The sequence below is a fragment of the Pseudomonas putida genome, from assembly GCF_001976065.1.
Lineage (GTDB): Bacteria > Pseudomonadota > Gammaproteobacteria > Pseudomonadales > Pseudomonadaceae > Aquipseudomonas > Aquipseudomonas serbica.
In genome coordinates, this window is record NZ_MNAH01000004.1 from 104235 (window position 1) to 127314 (window position 23080).

At 58.9% G+C, this 23080-nt stretch carries 21 protein-coding genes; 11 read left to right on the top strand and 10 right to left on the bottom strand.

The annotated features are described in order from the left end of the window. Positions 1-71: 71 nt before the first annotated feature. The 7 genes from BKX96_RS15680 to BKX96_RS31895 all read left to right on the top strand — a co-directional run bounded on the left by BKX96_RS15680 (position 72) and on the right by BKX96_RS31895 (position 8194). A complete protein-coding gene (locus BKX96_RS15680) occupies positions 72-2507 on the top strand; it encodes a TonB-dependent siderophore receptor (RefSeq protein ID WP_077184617.1) in 2436 nt (811 codons plus the stop codon). 72 nt (positions 2508-2579) lie between these two features. Further along, positions 2580-3710 carry a PepSY-associated TM helix domain-containing protein gene (locus tag BKX96_RS15685; protein ID WP_077184619.1) on the top strand — a complete coding sequence of 377 codons (1131 nt, stop codon included), beginning with the start codon at positions 2580-2582 and terminating at the stop codon, positions 3708-3710. After that, positions 3707-3886, top strand: a complete 180-nt coding sequence (locus tag BKX96_RS15690; protein ID WP_046818234.1) for a hypothetical protein — start codon at positions 3707-3709, stop codon at positions 3884-3886. Before BKX96_RS15685 ends, BKX96_RS15690 begins: the two co-directional genes overlap by 4 nt. Positions 3887-4159: 273 nt before the next feature. Continuing rightward, positions 4160-5455 carry an MFS transporter gene (locus BKX96_RS15695; RefSeq protein WP_077184621.1) on the top strand — a complete coding sequence of 432 codons (1296 nt, stop codon included), beginning with the start codon at positions 4160-4162 and terminating at the stop codon, positions 5453-5455. Positions 5456-5610: 155 nt separating this feature from the next. After that, complete coding sequence (locus BKX96_RS15700; protein WP_077185141.1) at positions 5611-6240, top strand: glutathione S-transferase; 630 nt, start codon at positions 5611-5613, stop codon at positions 6238-6240. A 106-nt stretch (positions 6241-6346) separates the two neighbouring features. After that, a complete protein-coding gene (locus BKX96_RS33545; RefSeq protein WP_082240496.1) occupies positions 6347-6976 on the top strand; it encodes an RHS repeat-associated core domain-containing protein in 630 nt (209 codons plus the stop codon). 378 nt (positions 6977-7354) lie between these two features. After that, positions 7355-8194: an RHS repeat-associated core domain-containing protein gene (locus tag BKX96_RS31895; protein ID WP_235431854.1), complete on the top strand. Its 840-nt coding sequence runs from the start codon at positions 7355-7357 to the stop codon at positions 8192-8194. Between the two features lie 53 nt (positions 8195-8247). Here BKX96_RS31895 and rloA2 read toward each other — a convergent pair whose 3' ends face one another. Then, positions 8248-8754, bottom strand: a complete 507-nt coding sequence (gene rloA2 / locus BKX96_RS15715; RefSeq protein WP_046818236.1) for a retropepsin-like aspartic peptidase RloA2 — start codon at positions 8752-8754, stop codon at positions 8248-8250. A gap of 166 nt (positions 8755-8920) precedes the next feature. Here rloA2 and yihG point away from each other — a divergent pair, with 166 nt between their 5' ends. Next, complete coding sequence (gene yihG, locus BKX96_RS15720; RefSeq protein WP_077184622.1) at positions 8921-9808, top strand: 1-acylglycerol-3-phosphate O-acyltransferase, YihG family; 888 nt, start codon at positions 8921-8923, stop codon at positions 9806-9808. Here yihG and BKX96_RS15725 read toward each other — a convergent pair whose 3' ends face one another. Next, positions 9809-10387, bottom strand: a complete 579-nt coding sequence (locus BKX96_RS15725; RefSeq protein WP_046818238.1) for a DUF2780 domain-containing protein — start codon at positions 10385-10387, stop codon at positions 9809-9811. It lies immediately after the preceding gene. 411 nt (positions 10388-10798) lie between these two features. Here BKX96_RS15725 and BKX96_RS15730 point away from each other — a divergent pair, with 411 nt between their 5' ends. After that, on the top strand, positions 10799-10996 hold the full coding sequence (locus BKX96_RS15730; RefSeq protein WP_046818239.1) for a hypothetical protein: 198 nt from the start codon (positions 10799-10801) through the stop codon (positions 10994-10996). 171 nt (positions 10997-11167) lie between these two features. Here BKX96_RS15730 and fdhA read toward each other — a convergent pair whose 3' ends face one another. The 8 genes from fdhA to BKX96_RS15775 form a co-directional block, all read right to left on the bottom strand. Beyond that, the gene (gene fdhA, locus BKX96_RS15735; protein WP_046818240.1) at positions 11168-12367 is read right to left on the bottom strand and encodes a formaldehyde dehydrogenase, glutathione-independent; all 1200 of its coding nucleotides are present in this window, start codon (positions 12365-12367) and stop codon (positions 11168-11170) included. A gap of 205 nt (positions 12368-12572) precedes the next feature. After that, a complete protein-coding gene (gene purU / locus BKX96_RS15740; RefSeq protein WP_046818241.1) occupies positions 12573-13430 on the bottom strand; it encodes a formyltetrahydrofolate deformylase in 858 nt (285 codons plus the stop codon). Positions 13431-13555: 125 nt separating this feature from the next. Continuing rightward, the gene (locus BKX96_RS15750) at positions 13556-14188 is read right to left on the bottom strand and encodes a sarcosine oxidase subunit gamma (protein WP_046818242.1); all 633 of its coding nucleotides are present in this window, start codon (positions 14186-14188) and stop codon (positions 13556-13558) included. 148 nt (positions 14189-14336) lie between these two features. Further along, positions 14337-17354 carry a sarcosine oxidase subunit alpha gene (locus BKX96_RS15755; RefSeq protein WP_077184625.1) on the bottom strand — a complete coding sequence of 1006 codons (3018 nt, stop codon included), beginning with the start codon at positions 17352-17354 and terminating at the stop codon, positions 14337-14339. Beyond that, entirely contained in the window at positions 17351-17680 is a 330-nt protein-coding gene (locus BKX96_RS15760; RefSeq protein WP_046818244.1) for a sarcosine oxidase subunit delta, read from the bottom strand. The genes BKX96_RS15755 and BKX96_RS15760 overlap by 4 nt, the downstream gene beginning before the upstream one ends. Before the next feature lie 14 nt (positions 17681-17694). Beyond that, positions 17695-18945 (bottom strand): sarcosine oxidase subunit beta, encoded by a 1251-nt coding sequence (locus BKX96_RS15765; protein ID WP_008057117.1) that lies wholly within the window; start codon positions 18943-18945, stop codon positions 17695-17697. Positions 18946-18968: 23 nt separating this feature from the next. Further along, entirely contained in the window at positions 18969-20222 is a 1254-nt protein-coding gene (glyA, locus tag BKX96_RS15770; RefSeq protein WP_046818245.1) for a serine hydroxymethyltransferase, read from the bottom strand. Positions 20223-20507: 285 nt separating this feature from the next. After that, positions 20508-21236, bottom strand: a complete 729-nt coding sequence (locus BKX96_RS15775; RefSeq protein WP_046818246.1) for a TraX family protein — start codon at positions 21234-21236, stop codon at positions 20508-20510. Between the two features lie 131 nt (positions 21237-21367). Between BKX96_RS15775 and BKX96_RS15780 the strand changes: the two genes are divergently transcribed. After that, positions 21368-22408 carry a threonine aldolase family protein gene (locus BKX96_RS15780; protein ID WP_046818247.1) on the top strand — a complete coding sequence of 347 codons (1041 nt, stop codon included), beginning with the start codon at positions 21368-21370 and terminating at the stop codon, positions 22406-22408. 204 nt (positions 22409-22612) lie between these two features. Beyond that, positions 22613-23014 carry a hypothetical protein gene (locus BKX96_RS15785; protein ID WP_046818248.1) on the top strand — a complete coding sequence of 134 codons (402 nt, stop codon included), beginning with the start codon at positions 22613-22615 and terminating at the stop codon, positions 23012-23014. The last annotated feature ends 66 nt before the right edge of the window (positions 23015-23080 follow it).

Sequence of the window (23080 nt, forward strand, 5' to 3'; positions counted from 1 at the left end):
AGCCCTATCACTTTTTGATTTTCGTCCGGCACATAGGCAATTGAGAAGTATTGCCTTTCAGGAGCCGCTGTATGTCCCGTTCGCTAGACACCTTGTTGCGCCCCGGTTTGCTGGCGCTTGCCATTGCCTTTTGCACCCCTTTGGCCAGCAGCCAACTGATCGCCGCTGAACAGGCGTCCAACGTTCGCGCTTACCATCTAGCGGCCGCTCCGCTGGCCAGCACCCTGAACCAGATTGCCAGCCAGGCTGGTCTTGCGCTGTCGTTGAACCCGTCGCTGGCGACGGGCAAGACTTCGGCCCCGGTCGAAGGCCAGTTCGATGCTGCCGGCGCCTTGCGCGAAGCCCTGCGCGGCACCGGATTGCAACTGGAACAGAGCGGCGCTACCTACACCCTGGTGGCCGTGCCCGAGGGCGTGATGGACCTGCCGGCGACCAGCGTGATAGGCGTGGAAGCAGACACTGAAAACGCCTGGGGCCCGGTGCAAGGCTACCTGGCCAAGCGCACGGCAGCCGGAACCAAGACGGATACGGCACTGGCCGAAGTACCGCGCTCGATCTCTGTCGCCACCCGCGAGCAGATGCAGGACCGTGCCGTACAAAATCTGGATGATGCCGTACGTTACATGCCCGGGGTCATTGCCAGCAGCTACGGCAGCGATAGCCGGGCCGAGTGGCTGAAGGTTCGGGGATTTGAGCCCACCCAGTTCCTCGATGGCTTGCCGTTACCCAAGGGCACTTACACCATGCCGAAGATGGAGACCTGGGACCTTGAGCGCGTAGCCCTGCTGCGTGGCCCTGCGTCCTCGCTGTATGGCCAGACACCGCCAGGCGGGATGCTCGACATGGTCAGTCGGCGCCCTGATGCATTGGCCAGCAACGAAGTGCAATTGCAGGTCGGTAGCTACGAGCGCAAGCAGGTCAGCTTCGACAGCACCGGTCCGGTCAATGACGAAGGGCGTTTTTTGTACCGTGTCAGCGGTGTGGTGCGCGATAGCAACACCACCATCGAGCACATTGACGACAAGCGTTACAACATCGCCCCCAGCCTTACCTGGAACATCGATCCCGACACCACGCTGACTTTCCTCAGCCAGTACAACCGTGACGATACCGGCACCACCAGCCAGTTCCTTCCGTTGCAAGGCACCAAACTGTCCACCCCCGCAGGAGAAGTTAAATTCCACAAGAATCTCGGTGATCCAGAATGGGAGTTCTACGACAAGACCTATTACGCGTTGGGTTATGCCTTTGAGCACCGGATGAACGACATCTGGCAGTTCCGCCAGAACCTTCGCTACACCAAGAGCGATCTGTCCTTCCAGAGCATCACCTCGGGCGGTTTCTACGGTTCGGTCGCAGACGACGGCACCCTGTCCCGGGGTGCCAACGTGGTTGACGAGGACCTTAGCCAGTTCGCCGTGGACAACAATTTCCAGGCCGATTTCGACACCGCTGCGATCAAGCACACACTGCTGCTGGGGCTGGATCACCAACGCGTCAACACCAACTACAAATGGCTGTACGGCAGCGCGCCAACCAGCAACATCACCAACCCGATTTACGGCCAGGACTTCAGTAACGTCCAATACACCGCGTTCAACGACTACAACCAGAAGACCCATGACACAGGCCTCTACGTCCAGGACCAGATGGCCCTCGACAACTGGCGCCTGACCCTGGGCGGTCGGCAGGACTGGCTGCACACGGATTCGACGTTCTACAACATGAACAACGCCAAGGACACCCGCGACGACACCCAATTCAGCGGCAACGCGGCCATCAGCTATGTGTTCGACTCCGGCTTTACACCTTACGTCTCTTACGCCGAATCCTTCCAGGCAGAAGCGGGTGGCGCCAACGGCGAGGCCTTCCGCCCGGGAACCGGCAAGCAATATGAAGTGGGGCTCAAGTACCAGCCTCCGGGTACCGACATGCTGTTCACAGCGGCGGCCTATGACTTGACCCGCAAGGACATCGTACTCAGCGACACCCTGGGCGTATCTCGCCCACTGGGTGAAGCGAAAGTACGTGGCTTCGAGCTGGAAGCGACCGGTGACGTCAACGAAAACCTGAACCTGACCGCCTCTTACACCTACGCCAACAGCAAGATGACCAAGGTCACCGACCCACTGGACAAAAACCGTCCGCTGCCACTGACCCCGGAAAACCAGGCTGCTGCATGGGCTGACTACACCTGGCATACCGGTGTTCTTGACGGCTTCGGAATCGGCTTCGGCGTGCGCTATGTCGGCGAAACCGACAACATCGCCATCGGCAGCATGGCCTTCGTACGCGATCCATCGGATGGCCATAGCGATTCCTATACCGTCTACGATGCGGGCGTTCATTACGACCTTGGCCGCCTGGACAATGTCCTCAAGGGCGTCAGTGTCAGCGTCAATGCCAACAACGTATTCGACAAGGAATACATATCGACCTGTGACGGCTTCTACTGCTACTACGGCGACCGTCGCAACGTCATGGCCAGCCTTGACTACAAGTGGTAACGGCTTGACCTGACACGCCCAACGACCCGGCCGTCCTTCTTGGACGGCTTCGGTTTTTCTGAAGGCTACGAAATGAAAAGTAAAACAATTCGCCGCTGGTCCTTCGTCCACACCTGGACCAGCCTGATCTGCACCGTGTTTTTGCTGATGCTGGCACTGACCGGCCTGCCGTTGATCTTCCACCATGAGATCGATCATCTGCTGGGCGATGCTGCCGAGTTGAAGCAAATGCCGGCGAACACCCCCCAGCTTGATTTGCAGCAGTTGGTGCAGGCGGCTGAAAAACATCGTCCCGGCGAAGTCATGCAGTACTTCGGTTTCGACGAGGACGAACCCAACGGTGCGATTGCGATCATGGCGGCCACTGCCGGCACCGAACCGAACTCGTCCCACACCTTCATGCTCGACGCCCGCACTGGCGAAGCGCTGGAGATGCCGTCGGCCAATGGCGGCTTCATGATGGTCATGCTGCGCCTGCACGTGGACATGTTCGCCGGGCTGCCGGGCAAATTGCTGCTGGCATTCATGGGCTTGTTGTTCGTCGTCGCGATTGTCTCCGGCACCGTGTTGTACCTGCCGTTCATGCGCCGCTTGAAATTCGCGACCGTGCGCCAGGACAAATCCTCTCGCCTGCGCTGGCTCGACCTGCATAACCTGATTGGCGTAGTGACCTTGACCTGGGCTTTGGTGGTCGGCGTGACCGGCGTGATCAGCGCCTGTGCCGACCTGCTGATCGCCGCGTGGCGCAACGACAGCTTGAGCGCGATGGTCGCCCCGTATCGCGATGCGCCGCCGTTGACGCAACTGGCACCGACTACCCGCCTGCTCGACATCGCCAAGGAAGTCGCCCCCGGCATGCAGCCGGATTTCATCGCCTTCCCCGGCACACGATTCTCCAGCGAGCATCATTACGCGGTCTTCATGAAAGGCAGCACGCACCTGACCTCGCACCTGCTCACGCCGGTACTGATCGACGCCAGCACCCTGCAAGTCACCGCCGTCGCCGAGCGCCCCTGGTACATGGACGCCATGGGCATGTCGCAGCCGTTGCACTTCGGTGACTACGGCGGCATGCCGATGCAAATCCTCTGGGCGACCCTGGATGTGCTGACGATCATTGTGCTCGGCAGCGGCGTCTACCTGTGGATGGTGCGGCGCAAGGCAGCGAAACCCGTACTGGAAAAAGCGGAGAGCGTGGCATGAGGCCCCGGCAGTCGAATTTCTGGAAGGTGTTCGCCACCCCTACCGTCATCGCCTTGTTCAGTGCAGCGGGGTTATTTGCCGCGCTGCTCGGTGACGGCGTATGGGATGCCCTGAGCTGGCTTGGCCTGGGTATTCCAGCTGCCCTCGCCTTGCGCGGCCTGCTTCAGCGCCGATAAACCGCCCTCTCCGCAGGAGCGAGCTTGCTCGCGACAAACCTGAGAACGCCTCTGGGAGCCAGACTTCCAGCGTTGTATTGAAGGCCATCGCGAGCAAGCTCGCTCCTACAGTCATACGACGACAATCGCCCCCGCCCGTCGGCTCTCCTTGCGAAATCTCTGACATATTTGTTGACACATTCGCCCTTGCACTCCTATAAAGGCACATGTTGTACGACAACCTACAACAAATGCGATACCCATAATAAATCCAAGAAAAATGACGGTGATGTGATGAAAGTCAAAGGCATCCGCTGGTGGATGGTCGGTCTGGTAACAGTCGGTCTGATCGTCAACTACCTCGCTCGCAATACCCTGTCAGTGGCCGCCCCGACCCTGATGAGCGAAATGAACATTTCCACCGAACAGTACTCGCACATCGTCGTTGCCTGGCAGGTTTGCTATGCGCTGATGCAACCGGTAGCCGGCTACATCATCGACGCCATCGGCACCAAGATGGGCTTCGCGATTTTTGCCTTCGCCTGGTCGATTGCCTGCGCACTGGCTGCATTGGCGAGTGGCTGGCAGGGCCTGGCGTTCGTTCGTGGCCTGCTCGGTCTGACGGAAGCGGCAGGCTTGCCGGCGGCCGTCAAAGCCACCACCGAATGGTTTCCGGCCAAGGAGCGCTCGGTCGCCATCGGCTGGTTCAACATCGGTTCGTCGATCGGCGCACTGCTGGCGCCACCCTTGGTGGTCTGGGCGATCCTGCACAGTGGCTGGGAACTGGCGTTCCTGATCGTCGGTGGCCTGGGCGTGCTCTGGAGCTTCCTGTGGGTGATCCTCTACAAGCATCCCCGGGATCAAAAGCGCCTGGGCGATGAAGAGCGCGCCTACATCCTCAGTGGTCAGGAAGAGCATTTCAAGGAGGCGACCACGAAAAAAGGCAGCTGGAAGAAGATCATCGGTAGCCGTAACTTCTACGCCATTGCCAGCGCGCGGATCCTTTCCGAGCCGGCCTGGCAGACCTTCAACGCCTGGATTCCGCTGTACCTGATGACCGAGCGGCACATGAACATCAAGGAGATCGCGATGTTCGCCTGGCTGCCGTTCCTCGCCGCCGACCTGGGCTGCGTACTCGGTGGCTACCTCAGCCCGTTCTTCCACAAGCATTGCAAAGTATCGCTGTTCACCTCGCGCAAAATGGTCCTGCTGTTCGGTGCTTCGTGCATGATCGGCCCGGCATGCATCGGCCTCGTCGCCAGCCCGTACACCGCGATTGCGCTGCTGTGCATCGGCGGCTTCGCCCACCAGACCTTGTCCGGCGCGCTGTATGCGATCACCTCTGACTCGTTCGGCAAAAACGAAGTGGCCACCGCTACCGGCATGGGCGGCATGTTCGGCTACCTCGGCGCGGCCGCTTTCACCCTGGTGTTTGGTGTGATGGTGACCAAGATTGGCTACAGCCCGCTGTTCGTGACCCTGGCGATTTTCGACATCGTCGCCGCGTTCATCGTCTGGACTGTTGCCCGGGAACTCAAGCCACAGCAGGGTGCTCAAAGCCCACAGGCCGCCTTGCAGCCAGCGAGCTGAAGAAGATCCCCTGTGGGAGCGAGCCTGCTCGCGAAGGGGCCGTGTCAGACGGCAATGATGTCGACTGACACGGCCCCTTCGCGAGCAAGCTCGCTCCTACATCATCGCCTCCACACGTTATGCTGCGTGACACCGCCACCGACCGAGTCACTGCCATGTCCACCCCGAGCATGACCCTCTACCACAACCCCCTCTCCCCCTTTGTCCGCAAAGTCATGGTGCTGCTGCACGAAACCGGTCAACAGGACCGTGTCGCCTTGCAGAACTGCGTACTCACGCCAGTCGACCCGGACCAGACACTGATCAACGACAACCCCCTGAGCAAGATCCCCGCCCTGCGCCTGGCCGACGGCAGCATCATCCACGACAGCCGGGTGATCCTCGATTACCTCGATCACCAGCACGTCGGCAACCCACTGATCCCCCGCGACGGCTCGGCCCGCTGGCGGCGCCTGACCCTGGCCTCCATGGCCGATGGCATCATGGACGCCGCGGTACTGGTCCGTTATGAAGTTGCCCTGCGTACCCCGGAAAAACACTGGGACCAATGGCTCGACGGCCAGCGCGACAAAATCCGCCGTGCCCTGGCCTTGCTGGAAAAAGAGGCGATTGCCGAGCTGACCAGCCATTTCGACGTAGCGGCCATCAGTGTCGCCTGTGCGTTGGGCTATCTGGATCTGCGCCATCCGGATCTGGACTGGCGGGAGGCAAATCCGCAATTGGCCGCGTGGTATTTCGAAGTGAGCCAGCGACCTTCGATGCTGGCGACGATGCCGAAGGTTTGACGCAGAAGGCGCCATCACCCTAGTAGTTCTGCTAGTAGGCAAAGCCTGAGAAAACTCCGATGCTTAAGCCCCGACTTAAGGGACCTTCAGCATCGGAGCTCAACCCATGCCTACGTCTTCACGCAAAACCATCCTCCTGGCCACTGATCAACAGCAGTCGGTGTTGAATGCATCACACGCAACGCAAAACCATCCCCTCGCCTATTCACCCTACGGCCACCGTCCCCCTGGAAACGGCTTGCTCAGCTTGCTCGGTTTTAACGGTGAACTGCCGGATTCGGTGACTGGGCATTATCATTTGGGGAAAGGGTATCGGCAGTTCAATACGGTGTTGATGCGGTTTAACAGTCCGGATAGTTGGAGTCCATTCGGGGATGGAGGGATAAATGCGTACGCGTACTGTAAAGGGGAACCAGTGCTTGGCAGTGATCCAACGGGACACGTCCCCAAGTGGCTAAACAAACTAGTAAATTTATTTCTTTCTAAACCAAATAAACACACGAAAGTACAGGCTGCCGCTTCGAAAAATTCTAACATCGTCCAACAACCCCGAAGCGAAAGGCTTCCCTCGATCCTAGAGAGATATGCGAAGGGAAATCCAGAGTACGAACAGATGGCTTTCAAGGGGCTCGATGATTTTCTCATGGGATCGCTTACCCACACACAGAAAAAAAAGGCGAATTTATTTTTTTTCAAAGAAAATTTGAGACCGAAAACAAAACACCTTTCGAGGTAATCAAAGAGGCGAGAAAAAACAACGTTGAAGCACAACCATTCGTCCAATCGAGAATTAAGGACGCGACTCCACGCTCTGATCAGATTTCTGAGGAAAGATTAGCCCCCTACAAAGACTTAGAAGAAGTTTTTCAAATTCAACGAAAGGCAAAAAATATCAGAAACAACCGAAAAAAGTGACTCATTTAATAGTGAGAAAAAAGGGGGATACGGCGAAAAGCGAAAAGCGAAAAGAAGCGAAAAGGGGACGGATTTATTTAAAGGGAAGGCTTGAAGCAGAAGACGCCATCACCCTAGCAGTTCTGATAGTAGGCAAAACATGCGAAATCTACGATGCTGTAGGTCCGACATCTGGGCCTTCAGCATCGGAGCTCAACCCATGCCTACGTCTTCACGCAAGACCATCCTCCTGGCCACTGATCAACAGCAGTCGGTGTTGATTGCATCACACGCAACGCAAAACCATCCCCTCGCCTATTCACCCTACGGCCACCGCCCCCCTGGAAACGGCTTGCTCAGCTTGCTCGGTTTTAATGGCGAGCTGCCGGATCCGGTGACCGGGCATTATCACTTGGGAAATGGGTATCGGCAGTTCAATCCGGTGTTGATGCGGTTTAACAGTCCGGATAGTTGGAGTCCGTTTGGCAGTGGAGGAATCAATGCATATGCATATTGCAATGGAGAGCCAGTACTTGGAACAGACCCAACAGGGCACTCAAATATATTCATGAGCGCTTGGAAAGGCTTTAAAAATACCTTTTTTGGAAGGATCCCAAAAAGACAAAGAACACCGACACCTGTTGCTACACCCACCGCAGCGACATCACAAACCTCTATCAACCCACACGATCCAAAAAACGCCTCGACCTTCGACCTCGACAATTTATCCGAAGCAAAAAAACAACCAAATCGCCAAATACAAGGCAGGAAAAACTTCCCCCCGCAGCCTGAAGCAAGTGCAAAAAGCAGCGCAATTGCAGCCAATGAAAAGCCCACAAAGGCAAAGTTAAATCAATCAGAACCCACTAGTCACATACAACATGATAACCTGCTAGAGACCACTCAGAATGAATATATTAAATCCGTATCACTCAAAAAGTTAATTGAGGATTATTTCGAACTATCGAGGAACATGGAACGGCCGGGACCTTCACGCCACATACAAGAATTAGCAGCCTTAGAAAATGAAATTGTCCGCCGCACAAATAAACAGATCTAAAGAAGCTGAAGTTTAGTTGAGCGGGTGAACGGTCATGGTTGATGCGATGTCATTCAACAATCCGGCTTGTCCGCCGTAAACCGCCGAGCCGGATTCACCGCCGCGCCAAATTCACGCAACGCCTTCGCACCAATCAACAGAGGGTAATTAAAGCTGCTGCGGTCTGTCAGATTGACCTCGACCGTGCGTTTGACATTGCCCAGACACAACTCCAGATCGACCACCGGACGCTTGGTGGGCGCGATCACTTCGCTGTCATCCTCGTCCTCTTCGGAACGGGTCTTGATCTTGCTGATGCGCGCAACCTTATGTTCATAGACCTTGTTGCTCGCACCCTTGGTAGCCAGGCGGAAACGCACCCAATCTTCACCATCGCGAGTGAAGGTTTCGATGTCCTTGGCCGACAGCGAAGCGGTCAGGGCGCCGGTGTCCATTTTGGCCTTGAGTACTTCACCGCCGATTTCCGGCAGCGCGATGTATTCGTAGCGACCGTACAGGGTCGGCTCGGCGGCCATGACCGGCAGGGCGAGGAGTGAAAGCAATGCTAGAAGGGATCTCACGTACTGGGTGTCCTTGAGGGAAGAGGCAGCGAAATTTTAGACCGTTGTTGAGCTGATCGTTCCCACCAGGTTAACGGTTCAAAGGTGAAACATTCGTCAGCAGCGATTTGGCCTGTCGCTCGAAGCTGCTTATCATGGCGCGCCCAAACGCTTCCAAGAGTTATTTATGCGCCGCCTGCTCACCGGCTGTTTCGTTGCCCTGCTGCTGTTACTCAACACCCTGGTCCTGATTGGGCCACTGATGGTGTTTGCCCTGCTCAAACTGGTCCTGCCAGGGCGTTTTCGCGATTACGCGTCCTCGGTGGTGATGTGGATTGCCGAGACCTGGTCGGAAATCGACAAGCTGATCTTTCGCCTGTGCATTCCCACGCAATGGGACATTCGCGGCGGCGACGATCTGCGGCGTGACACTTCGTATCTGGTGATCAGCAACCATCAATCCTGGGTCGATATCCCGGCGCTGATCCAGACGCTGAACCGCCGCACACCATTCTTCAAATTCTTCCTCAAGAAAGAACTGATCTGGGTGCCGTTCCTGGGCCTGGCGTGGTGGGCACTGGACTACCCGTTCATGAAGCGCTACAGCAAGGCATTCCTGGCGAAACACCCGGAACTGGCTGGCAAGGACCTGGAGATCACCCGACAAGCCTGCGAGCTGTTCAAGCGCCAGCCGGTGACGGTGGTCAATTACCTTGAAGGCACCCGTTTCACCGCCGCCAAAAGCGTTCAACAGCAGTCGCCGTTCACCCACCTGCTCAAGCCCAAGGCCGGTGGCGTGGCGTTTGTATTGGCGGCGCTGGGTGAACAGCTGGATGCGATTCTCGACGTGACTGTGGTGTATCCGCAGCCGGCGATTCCGGGGTTCTGGGACTTGATCAGCGGTCACGTGCCGCGGGTCATCATCGACATCACGACCCGCGAGCTAGACCCGGCGCTGCGGCAGGGCGATTACGAAAACGATCCGCTGTTTCGCGAGAAGGTCCAGAACTGGGTCAACCAGCTCTGGATCGAGAAGGATCGACGCATCGACGATTTGCGCGCCGAACGTCGCTGATCAACTGCCGATTCCACTGCCGATAGCAGTGCCTGTGCCGGCGCCCCAAATGCCACCCAGGCTTTGCAGCAGCGAACCGCCGACACCCTGCTGACCGAAGTATTGCAGGATCACCGGCGCAAACACGCCGATCATGCCGGTGTCCATGCCCAGGGCGCTGAAGGCGTTGTTCAGGTCATTGGTGTCCTTGACGTTGCCCAGGGCGTTATCCAGCCCTGCGGATTTACCGGTCGCACCCAGCAAACCAGCGAGCGCACCCAGTTCACCGCCGCCCGACAGTGTGTCGATCCCCGGCACGCTTTTGGCCAGTTCCGAATAATCGGTCGAGCTCAGTTGATTCTTCGCCAGCCCCAGCATCGCCCCGGCGCCGCCGACGGCTTGTTGTGGCGTCACATTCAGTTGGCTGAGCGCACCCAGCAGGTCCGCAGTCTCCGAAGTTGGCGCGGCCTCAGTGGCCGCGTTGCCGCCCTTCATCCCCGCAATGGCATTGGCTGCATCGCCCAGGCTGAACTGTGCGAAGACCGGAGAGGCTACGAATGTCATCAGGGAAGCCAGTACAAAACCGCGTGAAATCTTCATCCAGACATCCTCTTGTGCCATGAAAACCGTCCGTTTGAAGGACGGCAGAGCTGCCGGTTTGACCGGGCTTCGACCGGCATGTTCCTCGTCAACGCAGGTAATTTTTACCGTGTCCAGATATAAAAAAACGTGAAATTCAGGATTCAGTGCGATGAATCGTAGTTTTGGGCGACCTGATGGGAAATCGCCTCAAAAAACAGCAACTTTAAAGTCGCTGTTTTTGTATTGCATACACGCCTCATCCAAATAGCATCTAAACAACTCAACAGCTGCACTTATCGCTATCGCGAAAGCTGATAAAAATCCATCTTAAAATTTCAAAAAAACCAAAAAACTGTCAGGAATTACAGTAGGCATATTTAGAATTCGAATCCACTATCACGATCAGCACCTTAGCTAAGGACATTAAGAATGACTACCTACAACTACGAAGTATTCTATGAGTCAACTCCAAACAATAAATTTTATGGAAAAATCGACGCCAACACACCAGCCGAGGCGATAGCAGCGGTAGAGGGAATTTACTTTCGCTACCCCGTAAAAGTAAACGTATGGCCCTTTGATGGCGACGCTGACGTTGCAGCATTGGTTGTAAACGATGCTACTTGAGTCTGCAGAGCCGGATATATACCTGAGGGTGAAGAGCGTCCTTCGATCTTTAAAAAAACACCCTAATCAACTTGATAGTTTCAAAATCAGAGAGCCGAAAAACTGTCGTGAAAATATGAACAACACTAAAAACGGCGACCCGAAAGTCGCCGTTGTTTTTTTTGCTGAGACTTACGCCGCACTAAACAACTTATGCGGATCAATCACAAACTTCTTCGGCACACCCGCATCAAACTCGCCATAACCTTCCGGCGCTTGATCCAGGCTGATCACCTGCACACCCACCACTTCAGCAATGTTGATGCGGTCCCACATGATCGCCTGCATCAGCTGGCGGTTGTACTTCATGACCGGGGTCTGGCCGGTGTGGAAGCTGTGGGATTTGGCCCAGCCCAGGCCGAAGCGGATGCTCAGGCTGCCCATTTTCGCGGCGGCATCCACAGCACCTGGATCTTCGGTGACGTAGAGGCCAGGGATGCCGATCTTGCCGGCCACGCGCACCACGCCCATCAGCGAGTTGAGCACGGTGGCCGGGGCTTCGTGCTTGACGCCGTCATGGCCGTGGCCGCGGGCTTCGAAGCCTACGGCGTCGATGGCGCAATCCACTTCCGGTTCGCCCAGCAGCGCAGCGATCTGTTCGTGCAGCGGGGTGTCGGAGGACAGGTCGGCGATTTCGAAACCCTGGGCCTTGGCGTGGGCCAGGCGGATGGTATTGACGTCACCGACGATGACCACCGCCGCGCCCAGCAGGCGAGCGGATGCGGCGGCGGCCAGGCCGACCGGGCCGGCGCCAGCGATGTACACGGTGCTGCCTGGGCCAACGCCGGCCGTTACGGCACCGTGGTAGCCGGTTGGAAGGATGTCGGAGAGGCAGGTCAGGTCGCGGATTTTCTCCATGGCCCGGTCGCGGTCCGGCAGTTTCAGCAGGTTGAAGTCGGCGTACGGCACCATGGCGTATTCAGCCTGGCCACCGGTCCAGTCACCCATGTCGACGTAACCGTAGGCACCGCCCGGACGGGCCGGGTTGACGCTCAGGCACACGCCGGTGTGCATTTCCTTGCAGGAACGGCAGCGCCCGCAAGCCACGTTGAACGGCACGGACACCAGGTCGCCGATCTGCAGGTTCTCGACGTCGCTGCCCTTCTCGATCACTTCACCGGTGATTTCGTGGCCCAGTACCAGGCCGGTTTGCGCAGTGGTACGACCGCGCACCATGTGCTGGTCAGAACCACAGATGTTGGTGGAAACCACACGCAGGATGACGGCGTGATTGATCTTCCTGCCGCGCGGGTCCTGCATTTTCGGATAGTCGATTTTCTGTACTTCGACCTTGCCAGCGCCGAGATACACCACACCACGATTGCCAGACATGCTTTCACCTCGCTGTTGTTTTTATGTAGCGGTCGCGTCGCCATGAAGCGACGGCGCGTTGATTGCTCTGGTTGTTGCCTGTGTGTCTTGTGTTGCCTGATAGGGCCTCTTCGCGAGCAGGCTCGCTCCCACAGTTGATCGGGGGTGTACACAAGTCTGTGACCAACACAAAACCTGTGGGAGCGAGCCTGCTCGCGAAAGCGAACTAGAGAACGACCGTGCGATTGGCGTTGAGAAACACTCGTCGTTCAATGTGATACCCGACGGCCCGCGCCAGGGTCAGGCCTTCGATATCCCGCCCCTTGGCGATCAAATCTTCCGGGTAATGACTGTGGTCCACCACCTCGACGCCTTGGGCGATGATCGGCCCTTCGTCGAGGTCGTTGTTGATGTAGTGCGCCGTGGCGCCAACCAGTTTCACGCCCTTGTTGTAGGCCTGGTGATACGGCTTGGCCCCCTTGAAGCCGGGCAGCAGGGAGTGGTGGATATTGATTGCCTTGCCATCGAGCTTGCGGCACAGCTCCGGCGACAGCACCTGCATGTAGCGGGCAAGGATCACCAGTTCAGCGCCGCATTCTTCGATCACCTGCAAAACCTGACGCTCCTGGGACGGCTTGTCGTTCGGGTCCAGCGGGAAATGGTAGTACGGAATCTGGTGCCAGTCGGCCAACGGCTTGAGGTCGGGGTGGTTGGAGACCACGGCGGCCACGTCCATCGACAACTGGCCGATGCGCTGACGGTAGAGCAGGTCATTGAGACAGTGATCGGCCTTGGAAACCATGATCACCACTTTCGGCCGATAATGCGGCGGCGTCAGTTCGAAGATCATGCCGAAGGATTCGCCGCGCTCGGCCAGGCCGGCGCGGAACGACTGCTCGTCGAAGCCGTCCGGTTGGCGGAATTCCACGCGAATGAAGAAACGGCCCGAGAGCCGGTCATCGAAGGAGTGGTGTTCGGTGACGTAGCAGCCCTGCTCGAACAGAAAGCGCGTCACCGCGTCCACGGTGCCGAGCACGCTGGGGCAGTCGGCAGTCAGGATCCATGTGTCTGGGGCGCGGCTCATAGTGCAGTGACTCCTGTGATCGTTCCCACGCTCTGCGAGGGGATGCCGCCATGGACGCTCTGCGTCCGTTCTTGGGACGCGGAGCGTCCCGGGATGCGTTCCCACGCTGAGCGTGGGAACGATCATTACGCCTGGACGCTTAGGCCATATTCGGCAGAAGCATCCTGCAACCACAACCACCAGTAATCCGAGAAGCTGCGGCGGATCAGCAGTTCCCAGGTGTCTTCGGCGGTGTGACGGATCACCAGTTGCGACTTGGCGAACACCGTGCCGACAGCCTTGCCCACCGGGAAGTTGTTGGGGTGTACGTCGTAGCTGGTGGATTTCATCAGCACCTGGCGCACGTTCGGGCCGCTCAGTTCGAGGATCTGCTGGCCACCGCTGACGTTGACGATCTGGATGTGCAGGTCGCCCAGCGCTTCGCGCAGTTTTTGCTCGGCGGCGAACTCTTCGCCGGTCGGCACGATCAGCAGCCATTCATCCGGTCCCATCCATTGCAGGCTGGTTTCGCCTTTGACGGTGACGGTCAGTGCGCCAGGCAGTTCGATCCCGAGGGCCTTCTGCACGCCAGCGGCGAACGCGGCGTCGTGGCCATCGCCACGGATGGTCAAGTGGCCGAGGAGTTTCTTTTCCCGCACAGTCACACCGGCGTTCTTGCGACCCTTGCCCACCAGGCTTGGCAGGTCTGCGTGATGCAGCGACGACTCGGCCTTGGCCCCGGTGGTTGGGCGTTGTTGGTAAACATTGGCTGCGGTCATAAAGCACCTTTCCTAATTCTGTTGGCTTCTGTGGGGCCTGTTCTGCCGCCTTCGCGAGCAGGCTCGCTCCCACAGGAGATCGCGTAACCCTTGTGGGAGCGAGCCTGCTCGCGAAGGCGGCAGACGGCACCCCACAAAACCCGAACCCTTACACGTTCTGCCGTTCGCCCTTCGGATCGAAGAACACCGAAGAAACGATTTCCGCCTCGATCACGCTGCCGTCCGCCAGTGGCGCGAACACACGCTCGCCCATGCGGTTCAGGCCGCCCTTGACCACGCCCATGGCAAACGAATAACCGAGGGAGTTGTGCGCATAGCTGGAGGTCACGTGGCCGACCATGGTCATCGGGATCGCCTGCTTGGTGTTGAACACCAGCTGTGCACCTTCCGGCAGCCATTTGTTCGGATCGATCGGCTTCAGGCCTACCAGTTGCTTACGTTGGTCACGCACGCAGTCTTCACGGTTCATGCCGCGCTGGCCGATCCACGAGAACGGTTTGGTGCGACCAACGCACCAGCCCATGTTCAGGTCGTCCGGTGTCATCGAGCCGTCAGTGTCCTGGCCGACGATGATGAAGCCCTTCTCGGCCCGCAGTACGTGCATGGTTTCAGTGCCGTAAGGGGTCAGGTTGTATTTCTTGCCAGCGTCGACAATTTTTTCCAGCACACCCATCGCATAGTCGGCTTGCACGTTGACTTCGTACGACAGCTCACCGGTAAACGAAATCCGGAACACCCGCGCAGGAACGCCGCCGACCAGGCCTTCTTTCCAGGTCATGAACGGGAAGGCTTCGTTGCTCAGGTCGATGTCGGTGACTTCGCTAAGCAGCTTGCGGCTGTTCGGCCCGGACAGGGTCATGGTTGCCCAGTGATCGGTCACGGAAGTGAAGTACACCTTCAGGTCCGGCCATTCGGTCTGGTGGTAGATTTCCAGCCATTGCAGCACACGTGCAGCGCCGCCGGTGGTGGTGGTCATCACGAAGTGGTTGTCGGCGAGGCAGGCGGTTACGCCGTCGTCGAACACCATGCCGTCTTCCTTGCACATCAGGCCGTAACGCGCCTTGCCCACGTCGAGCTTGGTCCAGGCGTTGGTGTAGATGCGGTTGAGGAACTCACGCGAGTCCGGGCCCTGGATGTCGATCTTGCCCAGGGTCGAAGCGTCCAGCAGGCCGACGCTGTCGCGTACGGCTTTGCATTCGCGCTTCACGGCGGCGTGCATGTCTTCGCCGGATTTCGGGAAGTACCAAGGACGTTTCCACTGGCCGACGTCTTCGAACTCGGCGCCGTTTTTCAGGTGCCATTGATGCAGCGCGGTGAAACGCACCGGCTCGAAGATGTGCCCACAGTGACGACCGGCCACGGCGCCAAATGTCACCGGCGTGTAGTTCGGACGGAACATGGTGGTGCCCATCTGCGGGATGGTCACGTTCAGCGAACGGGCGGCGATGGCCAAGCCGTTGACGTTACCAAGCTTGCCTTGATCGGTGCCGAAGCCCAGCGCGGTGTAGCGCTTGACGTGCTCGACCGACTCGAAGCCTTCGCGGGTCGCCAGTTCGATACCGGCCGCGGTGACGTCGTTTTGCAAGTCGACAAATTGCTTCGGCGCACGCGCAGTGACTTTCTCATAAGGCACTTGGAACAATGCCAGCGTCGGCTCTTCCTGGCGGACCAGGGCCTTCGGCAACTTGGCTTCGACCGGACCGAAGCCGGCTTCGCTGGCTGCGCGAACACCGCCTTCAAAACCGTCGGCCAGGGAATCGCCGAGACCGTAGACGCCATTGATACCACCGACGCACACGCGTTTCTGTGGCGCTTCACCCGGTACGAAACCGAGGATGTCTTCGCGCCAGATCGGCTTGCCGCCCAGGTGCGAGGCCAGGTGAACCACCGGGCTGTAGCCGCCGGAACTGGCGACCAGGTCGCATTCGAGCCATTCGCCCGGGCTGGTGACTTTATGTCCTTTGACATCGATCGCCGCCACGCGCGCAGCGGTCACGCGCTTGCTGCCACGGGCTTCGATCACGGCGCTACCGGTGAGGATGCGGATGCCCTTGGCACGCGCCTCTTCCACCAGCGCACCACGCGGGTTGCTGCGGGCGTCAGCGACGGCCACGACCTGCAGACCGGCATCGAGCCAATCCAGTGCCACGCGGTAGGCATGGTCGTTGTTGGTCGACAGCACCAGCTTCTTGCCCGGTGCTACGCCGTAGCGGCGAATGTAAGTCGAGACAGCGCCAGCGAGCATGTTGCCCGGCACGTCGTTGTTGCCGTAGACCAGTGGACGCTCGTGAGTGCCGGTCGCCAGCACCACGCGCTTGGCGCGAACGCGGTGGATGCGCTGGCGCACCTGGCCAATCGGGGCGCGGTCGCCGAGGTGATCGGTGAGGCGCTCGTGAATGGTCAGGAAGTTGTGGTCGTGGTAGCCGTTAACGGTGGCGCGCGGCAACAGCAGCACGTCCGGAGTGTCCTTCAATTCGGCGATGACGCTGGCGACCCACTCGGTCGCAGGCTTGCCGTCGAGGCTTTCGCGGGAGTCGAGCAGGCTGCCGCCGAACTCTTCCTGCTCGTCAGCCAGGATGACGCGAGCACCGCTGCGCGCAGCGGCCAGTGCAGCGGCCAGGCCTGCCGGGCCGGCGCCGACGATCAGCACGTCGCAGTGCTGGTTCATGTAGTCGTAGGTGTCCGGATCGTTCTCGGTCGGCGAGCGGCCCAAACCTGCGGCCTTACGAATGTACTTCTCGTAGGTCATCCAGAACGATTGCGGGTACATGAAGGTTTTGTAGTAGAAGCCCGGTGGCATCAGCTTGCCGCCGACCTTGCCGAGGATCCCCATCATGTCGTTGTTAACGTTCGGCCAGCCGTTGGTGCTGGTGGCGACCAGGCCCTGGTACAGCGCTTGTTGCGTGGCGCGTACGTTCGGAATTTGCGTGGCTTCGGTGGCGCCGATCTGAAGTACAGCGTTCGGCTCTTCGGCACCGGCGGCATAGATGCCACGCGGGCGGGAATACTTGAAGCTGCGACCGATGATGTCGACGCCGTTGGCCAGCAGTGCAGCGGCCAGGGAGTCGCCCTCAAAGCCTTTGTAGCTCTGGCCGTTGAAGGTGAAGGTCAGGACTTTGTTGCGGTCGATCCGTCCGCCGTTGGACAGGCGATTGATCTGGCTCATACCTTCTCTCCCAGAGCCGTGGCGGCCGCTTTCGGGCTATCGGTCTTGTCGGTGAATTGTGGCTTGGTGCCGATCTTGTAGGTTTCAAGAATCTCGTAGGTCACGGTGTCACGGGTGGCGTTGAAGTACTGACGGCAACCGGCGACGTGATCCCACAGCTCGTGGTGCAGACCGCGAGGGTTATCGCGGAAGAACATGTAGTCGCCCCACTCCTCGTCGGTGCAGCTGTTCGGATCCAGTGGACGCGGGATGTGCGCCTGGCCGGATGCATGGAATTCCTCTTCGGAGCGCAGTTCGCCGCAGTGAGGACAGAAGATATGCAACATGGGGATTTCTCCTGTTAGTGGGCAACCGCAGCAGCGCCGTGTTCGTCGATCAACGCACCGTTGTGGAAACGGTCGATGGAGAAAGGTGCAGCCAATGGGTGCATTTCACCCTTGGCCAGGCTGGCGGCAAATACGTTGCCCGAGCCAGGTGTGGCCTTGAAGCCGCCGGTGCCCCAACCGCAGTTGAAGAACATGTTCGGCACCGGGGTTTTCGAAATGATCGGGCACGCATCCGGGGTGGTGTCGACGATGCCGCCCCACTGGCGGTTCATGCGCACGCGGGACAACACCGGGAACATCTCGACGATAGCCTGCACGGTGTGCTCGATCACCGGGTACGAACCACGCTGGCCGTAGCCGTTGTAGCCGTCGATACCGGCGCCGATCACCAGGTCGCCCTTGTCGGACTGGCTGATGTAACCGTGCACCGCGTTGGACATGATCACGCTGTCGATGATCGGCTTGATCGGCTCGGACACCAGTGCTTGCAACGGGTGGGATTCGATCGGCAGGCGGAAACCGGCGAGCTTGGCCATGTGCCCGGAGTTACCGGCGGTCACGACGCCGACGCGCTTGGCGCCGATGAAGCCCTTGTTGGTTTCAACACCGATGCACACGCCATTTTCCTTGCGGAAGCCGATCACTTCGGTCTGCTGGATCAGGTCCACGCCCAATGCGTCGGCCGCCCGGGCAAAGCCCCAGGCCACGGCATCGTGACGGGCCACGCCGCCGCGACGCTGGACGGTGGCGCCCATCACCGGGTAGCGGGTGTTCTTCGAGCAGTCGAGGTACGGAATCTCGTCGGCGACTTGCTTGGCATCGAGCAGTTCGCCGTCGACGCCGTTGAGGCGGTTGGCGCTGACCCGACGCTCGGAATCACGTATGTCCTGCAGGGTGTGGCACAGGTTGTAGACACCGCGCTGGGAGAACATCACGTTGTAGTTCAGGTCCTGGGACAGGCCTTCCCACAGTTTCATCGCGTGTTCGTACAGGTGCGCCGACTCGTCCCACAGGTAGTTGGAGCGCACGATGGTGGTGTTGCGCGCGGTGTTACCGCCGCCCAACCAGCCTTTCTCGACCACGGCCACGTTGGTGATCCCGTGCTCTTTTGCCAGGTAGTAGGCGGTCGCCAGGCCATGCCCGCCACCGCCGACGATGACCACGTCGTAGACCTTTTTCGGGGTCGGCGTGCGCCACATGCGCTGCCAGTTTTCGTGGTGGCTGAGGGAGTGTTTGAAGAGGCCGAAGCCTGAGTAGCGTTGCATAGTCATTTACTCCAAAACCGCGCTCAGCGATAAACCGGGAAGTCCGCGCACAGTGCCGATACTTGCTGGGCAACATTGGCCTCGACATCGGCATCGCCGAGGTTGTCGAGGATGTCGCAGATCCAGCCGGCCAGTTCGACGCATTGGCTGACCTTGAAGCCGCGAGTGGTCACCGCCGGGGTGCCGATGCGCAGGCCGGAGGTCACGAACGGCGACTGTGGATCGTTCGGGACAGCGTTCTTGTTCACGGTGATGTGGGCGCGACCGAGTGCTGCGTCCGCCTCTTTGCCGGTGAGACCCTGACGGATCAGGCTGACCAGGAACAGGTGGTTATCGGTGCCGCCGGACACTACATCGTAGCCGCGTTTGATAAATACGCCGGCCATGGCCTGGGCGTTGTCGATCACTTGCTGCTGGTAGGCCTTGAAGCCTGGCTCCAGCGCTTCCTTGAAGCACACTGCCTTACCGGCGATCACGTGCATCAGCGGGCCGCCCTGGGCACCGGGGAATACTGCAGCGTTGAGCTTCTTCTCGATTTCTTCGTTGGACTTGGCCAGGATCAGGCCGCCACGTGGACCGCGCAGGGTCTTGTGGGTGGTGGTGGTGACCACGTCGGCGTACGGCAGCGGGTTCGGGTACAGGCCGGCAGCAACCAGACCGGCAACGTGGGCCATGTCGACGAACAACAGGGCACCGACCTTGTCGGCGATCTGGCGGAAGCGCGGGAAGTCGAGGGTCTTGGAGTAGGCCGAGAAACCGGCAACGATCATCTTCGGCTGGCACTCGACGGCCAGGCGCTCGACTTCGTCGTAGTCGATCAGTCCGGTCTTGGTGTCGATGCCGTACTGCACGGCGTTGTACAACTTGCCCGAGGACGACACCTTGGCACCGTGGGTCAGGTGACCACCGTGGGCCAGGCTCATGCCGAGGATGGTGTCGCCGGCTTGCAGCAGGGCCAGGTACACGGCGCTGTTGGCTGAGGAGCCGGAGTGCGGCTGCACGTTAGCGTAGTCGGCACCGAACAGCTGCTTGGCGCGTTCGATGGCCAGGGCTTCGACCTTGTCGACGTGCTCGCAGCCACCGTAGTAGCGCTTGCCCGGATAGCCTTCGGCGTATTTGTTGGTCAGGCCGCTGCCTTGCGCTTGCATGACGCGTTTGCTGGTGTAGTTCTCTGACGCGATCAGCTCGATGTGATCTTCCTGGCGTTGCTCCTCGGCATTCATCGCCGCCAGCAGTGCATCGTCGTAACCCTGGATCTGGTCTTGCTTGCTGAACATCGCGTCTCTCCCAGCGGCGGCGGTGCGCCATTCGTCTCGGTGAGGCACTGGCTTTTCGGCAGTGCCCTTTGATAGCGATGGTATGACTGGCTTGGAGTCGCCAAATGCCTACGGGCGCCACGCAAAGGTGCGTTTACGACATGGCGAGAAATGGCATGTAGAACACGACCGTCGATCTTGCGCAGATCCCCTGTGGGAGCGAGCCTGCTCGCGATGGCGGCCTCACATTCAACATTGATGTCGGCTGACCCACCGCTATCGCTGGCAAGCCAGCTCCTACAAGGGTTAGGCGATAGCCTGGCGTAGTGCTAGCAACATGAGGAAATGTGCGGGATAGAGCGCATATGCCCAGCGGCGCATCGGTGGGGCTTTTACGTCATGCAGGTGTCGCAACAGGAACAGCCCCAGCCATGGCGCAATCAGACAAGTGACGATGGCGGGAATGGCCGCGCTGGTACCCAACCGCGCGGCGTAAAACAGCACCTGCCATTGATTGGCCGCCAGGCAAACCAGCCCCGGCAGCAACGCGTAATACCAGGGGCGACGAATCACCAGCAGCAGCGCCAATGGCAACAGAACCCCAAAGAAGCCGAACATCAGCTTCTGCGTGAACAGTACCGCCAACAGCACGGCGCCTGCCGCCAGCAACCGCGATTGCAGCGTCGGCTGTTGCCAGCCACGCGCCACCAGCAGGCCAAGGACCAGGGTGGGCATCACGTTCAGCGTGTCGTGCTCAGGAATGAACATCCGGTATGGAATTTCACTCACCGCGCTAAACAGCAACAACCAACCCAGATAACGCCACTGGCCGCCCGATGTAACTGTCGATGCTCGCGCCAGATTCGCTGCCATCGCCAGGCAAAACCAAGGGAATGCCAGGCGCCCCGGGACATACAACAAATCGACGGAGTAACCGACATATCGCAGGTGATCGAGCACCATGCTCAAAAGCGCCAGCCACTTGAGCAAATCCAGTGCACCGTCGCGCTGCTTTAAGTGTGTAGTCACGTGCATAATTGCCCGGCATCCTTGTAATTTTCTGACAGCGACATCCCGTGTGCTCTCCTGACGATCTTGGGTACAGTGCGCGACATCATTGACCACGAGACGCTTCACCATAAGCGTCCCGACCACGGAAGCAGGCCATGACCGATAAGAGCCAACAATTCGCCAGCGACAATTATTCCGGCATTTGCCCTGAAGCCTGGGCTGCCATGGAACAGGCCAACCATGGCCACCAGCGCGCTTACGGCGACGACGAGTGGACCGCCCGCGCGTCCGACGATTTCCGCAAACTGTTTGAAACCGACTGCGAAGTGTTCTTTGCCTTCAACGGCACTGCCGCCAACTCGTTGGCCCTGTCGTCGCTGTGCCAGAGTTACCACAGCGTGATCTGCTCGGAAACCGCCCACGTCGAAACCGACGAATGCGGCGCACCGGAATTCTTCTCCAACGGCTCCAAGCTGCTGATCGCCCGCACCGAAAACGGCAAGCTGACCCCGGATTCGATCCGCGAAGTCGCGCTCAAGCGCCAGGACATCCACTACCCGAAACCCCGCGTCGTGACCCTGACCCAGGCCACCGAAGTCGGCAGCGTCTACACCCCGGACGAAATCCGCGCCATCAGCGCCACCTGCAAGGAACTGGGCCTGAACCTGCACATGGACGGCGCGCGGTTCTCCAACGCCTGCGCGTTCCTCGGCTGCACGCCAGCGGACCTGACCTGGAAGGCCGGCGTTGACGTGCTGTGCTTCGGCGGCACAAAAAACGGCATGGCCGTGGGCGAGGCGATCCTGTTCTTCAACCACACGCTGGCTGAAGACTTTGACTATCGCTGCAAACAGGCCGGGCAACTGGCATCCAAGATGCGCTTCCTTTCCGCACCCTGGGTCGGGATCCTGGAAAACGACGCCTGGCTCAAATACGCCCGCCACGCCAACCACTGCGCACAATTGCTGGCCGAGTTGGTGAGCGATATCCCGGGCGTCGAACTGATGTTCCCGGTGCAGGCCAACGGCGTATTCCTGCAACTCTCGGAACCGGCCATCGCCGCGCTGACCGCCAAAGGCTGGCGCTTCTACACCTTCATCGGCAACGGCGGCGCCCGCTTCATGTGCTCGTGGGATACCGAGGAAGAGCGCGTGCGGGAATTGGCGAAAGACATTCGCGAAGTGATGTCTCACTAAGTTCATCTGCCCTGCGCCTGAGATCGTTCCCACTCGTGGGAACGATCGAAACCCACATCGCCTCACACTTGACTAGCTATGCAACCTGATAGCTAGACCGACTTCCTGATGCCTCTTAATCTCGTTCAGACTCAGCAAACGCGTTTCACGCAATAAATGCCGAGTAATTTTTATCCAAGGATATTTTCGGAAAGGATATTAAAAATGAACATGAACAATGCAACAGAATCGGCAATTGAAATTCCAACGATTAAAAACATTCTTTCTTCAAGCGCAGAAAGCCTGGCCCTCAAGCCAGGCGACACCATTGAGGCCGCAGACCTCACAGTCGGTATTTTGAGTAAAGCCTGGACTGTAGAAGCGGGTCGCTACGCCATTTCTTCAATTGCGGTAGCGATTCCGGAAGTGGTCGTGGGTGATTTCTGGCCAGCCCCCTCGACAGATGATGAATCTTATAAATCGATGCTAGCCCTGAACAAAGGAGAGGAAATCCTGAAGGACAACCTTGGTTATGAATTCATTCGCAACGAATTCGCAAGCGTGCCAGGCAGCACATTTAATCTTGAATATTTGGGTGCACGGGTGAAACCAGTAACACCCAAGTAATTAAACGCTGAAGAAGCGCTAAGTTAAAAAGCTTGCCCTGCCCCTTTCATCATTGGGACAGGGCGA

Excerpts from the sequence above, each read along its gene's own strand:
- BKX96_RS15680 (WP_077184617.1), top strand. The coding sequence starts at position 72 with ATGTCCCGTTCGCTAGACACCTTGTTGCGCCCCGGTTTGCTGGCGCTT.
- BKX96_RS15685 (WP_077184619.1), top strand. The coding sequence starts at position 2,580 with ATGAAAAGTAAAACAATTCGCCGCTGGTCCTTCGTCCACACCTGGACC.
- BKX96_RS15690 (WP_046818234.1), top strand. The coding sequence starts at position 3,707 with ATGAGGCCCCGGCAGTCGAATTTCTGGAAGGTGTTCGCCACCCCTACC.
- BKX96_RS15695 (WP_077184621.1), top strand. The coding sequence starts at position 4,160 with ATGAAAGTCAAAGGCATCCGCTGGTGGATGGTCGGTCTGGTAACAGTC.
- BKX96_RS15700 (WP_077185141.1), top strand. The coding sequence starts at position 5,611 with ATGTCCACCCCGAGCATGACCCTCTACCACAACCCCCTCTCCCCCTTT.
- BKX96_RS33545 (WP_082240496.1), top strand. The coding sequence starts at position 6,347 with ATGCCTACGTCTTCACGCAAAACCATCCTCCTGGCCACTGATCAACAG.
- BKX96_RS31895 (WP_235431854.1), top strand. The coding sequence starts at position 7,355 with ATGCCTACGTCTTCACGCAAGACCATCCTCCTGGCCACTGATCAACAG.
- yihG (WP_077184622.1), top strand. The coding sequence starts at position 8,921 with ATGCGCCGCCTGCTCACCGGCTGTTTCGTTGCCCTGCTGCTGTTACTC.
- BKX96_RS15725 (WP_046818238.1), bottom strand. The coding sequence starts at position 10,387 with ATGAAGATTTCACGCGGTTTTGTACTGGCTTCCCTGATGACATTCGTA.
- BKX96_RS15730 (WP_046818239.1), top strand. The coding sequence starts at position 10,799 with ATGACTACCTACAACTACGAAGTATTCTATGAGTCAACTCCAAACAAT.
- fdhA (WP_046818240.1), bottom strand. The coding sequence starts at position 12,367 with ATGTCTGGCAATCGTGGTGTGGTGTATCTCGGCGCTGGCAAGGTCGAA.
- purU (WP_046818241.1), bottom strand. The coding sequence starts at position 13,430 with ATGAGCCGCGCCCCAGACACATGGATCCTGACTGCCGACTGCCCCAGC.
- BKX96_RS15750 (WP_046818242.1), bottom strand. The coding sequence starts at position 14,188 with ATGACCGCAGCCAATGTTTACCAACAACGCCCAACCACCGGGGCCAAG.
- BKX96_RS15755 (WP_077184625.1), bottom strand. The coding sequence starts at position 17,354 with ATGAGCCAGATCAATCGCCTGTCCAACGGCGGACGGATCGACCGCAAC.
- BKX96_RS15760 (WP_046818244.1), bottom strand. The coding sequence starts at position 17,680 with ATGTTGCATATCTTCTGTCCTCACTGCGGCGAACTGCGCTCCGAAGAG.
- BKX96_RS15765 (WP_008057117.1), bottom strand. The coding sequence starts at position 18,945 with ATGCAACGCTACTCAGGCTTCGGCCTCTTCAAACACTCCCTCAGCCAC.
- glyA (WP_046818245.1), bottom strand. The coding sequence starts at position 20,222 with ATGTTCAGCAAGCAAGACCAGATCCAGGGTTACGACGATGCACTGCTG.
- BKX96_RS15775 (WP_046818246.1), bottom strand. The coding sequence starts at position 21,236 with ATGCACGTGACTACACACTTAAAGCAGCGCGACGGTGCACTGGATTTG.
- BKX96_RS15780 (WP_046818247.1), top strand. The coding sequence starts at position 21,368 with ATGACCGATAAGAGCCAACAATTCGCCAGCGACAATTATTCCGGCATT.
- BKX96_RS15785 (WP_046818248.1), top strand. The coding sequence starts at position 22,613 with ATGAACATGAACAATGCAACAGAATCGGCAATTGAAATTCCAACGATT.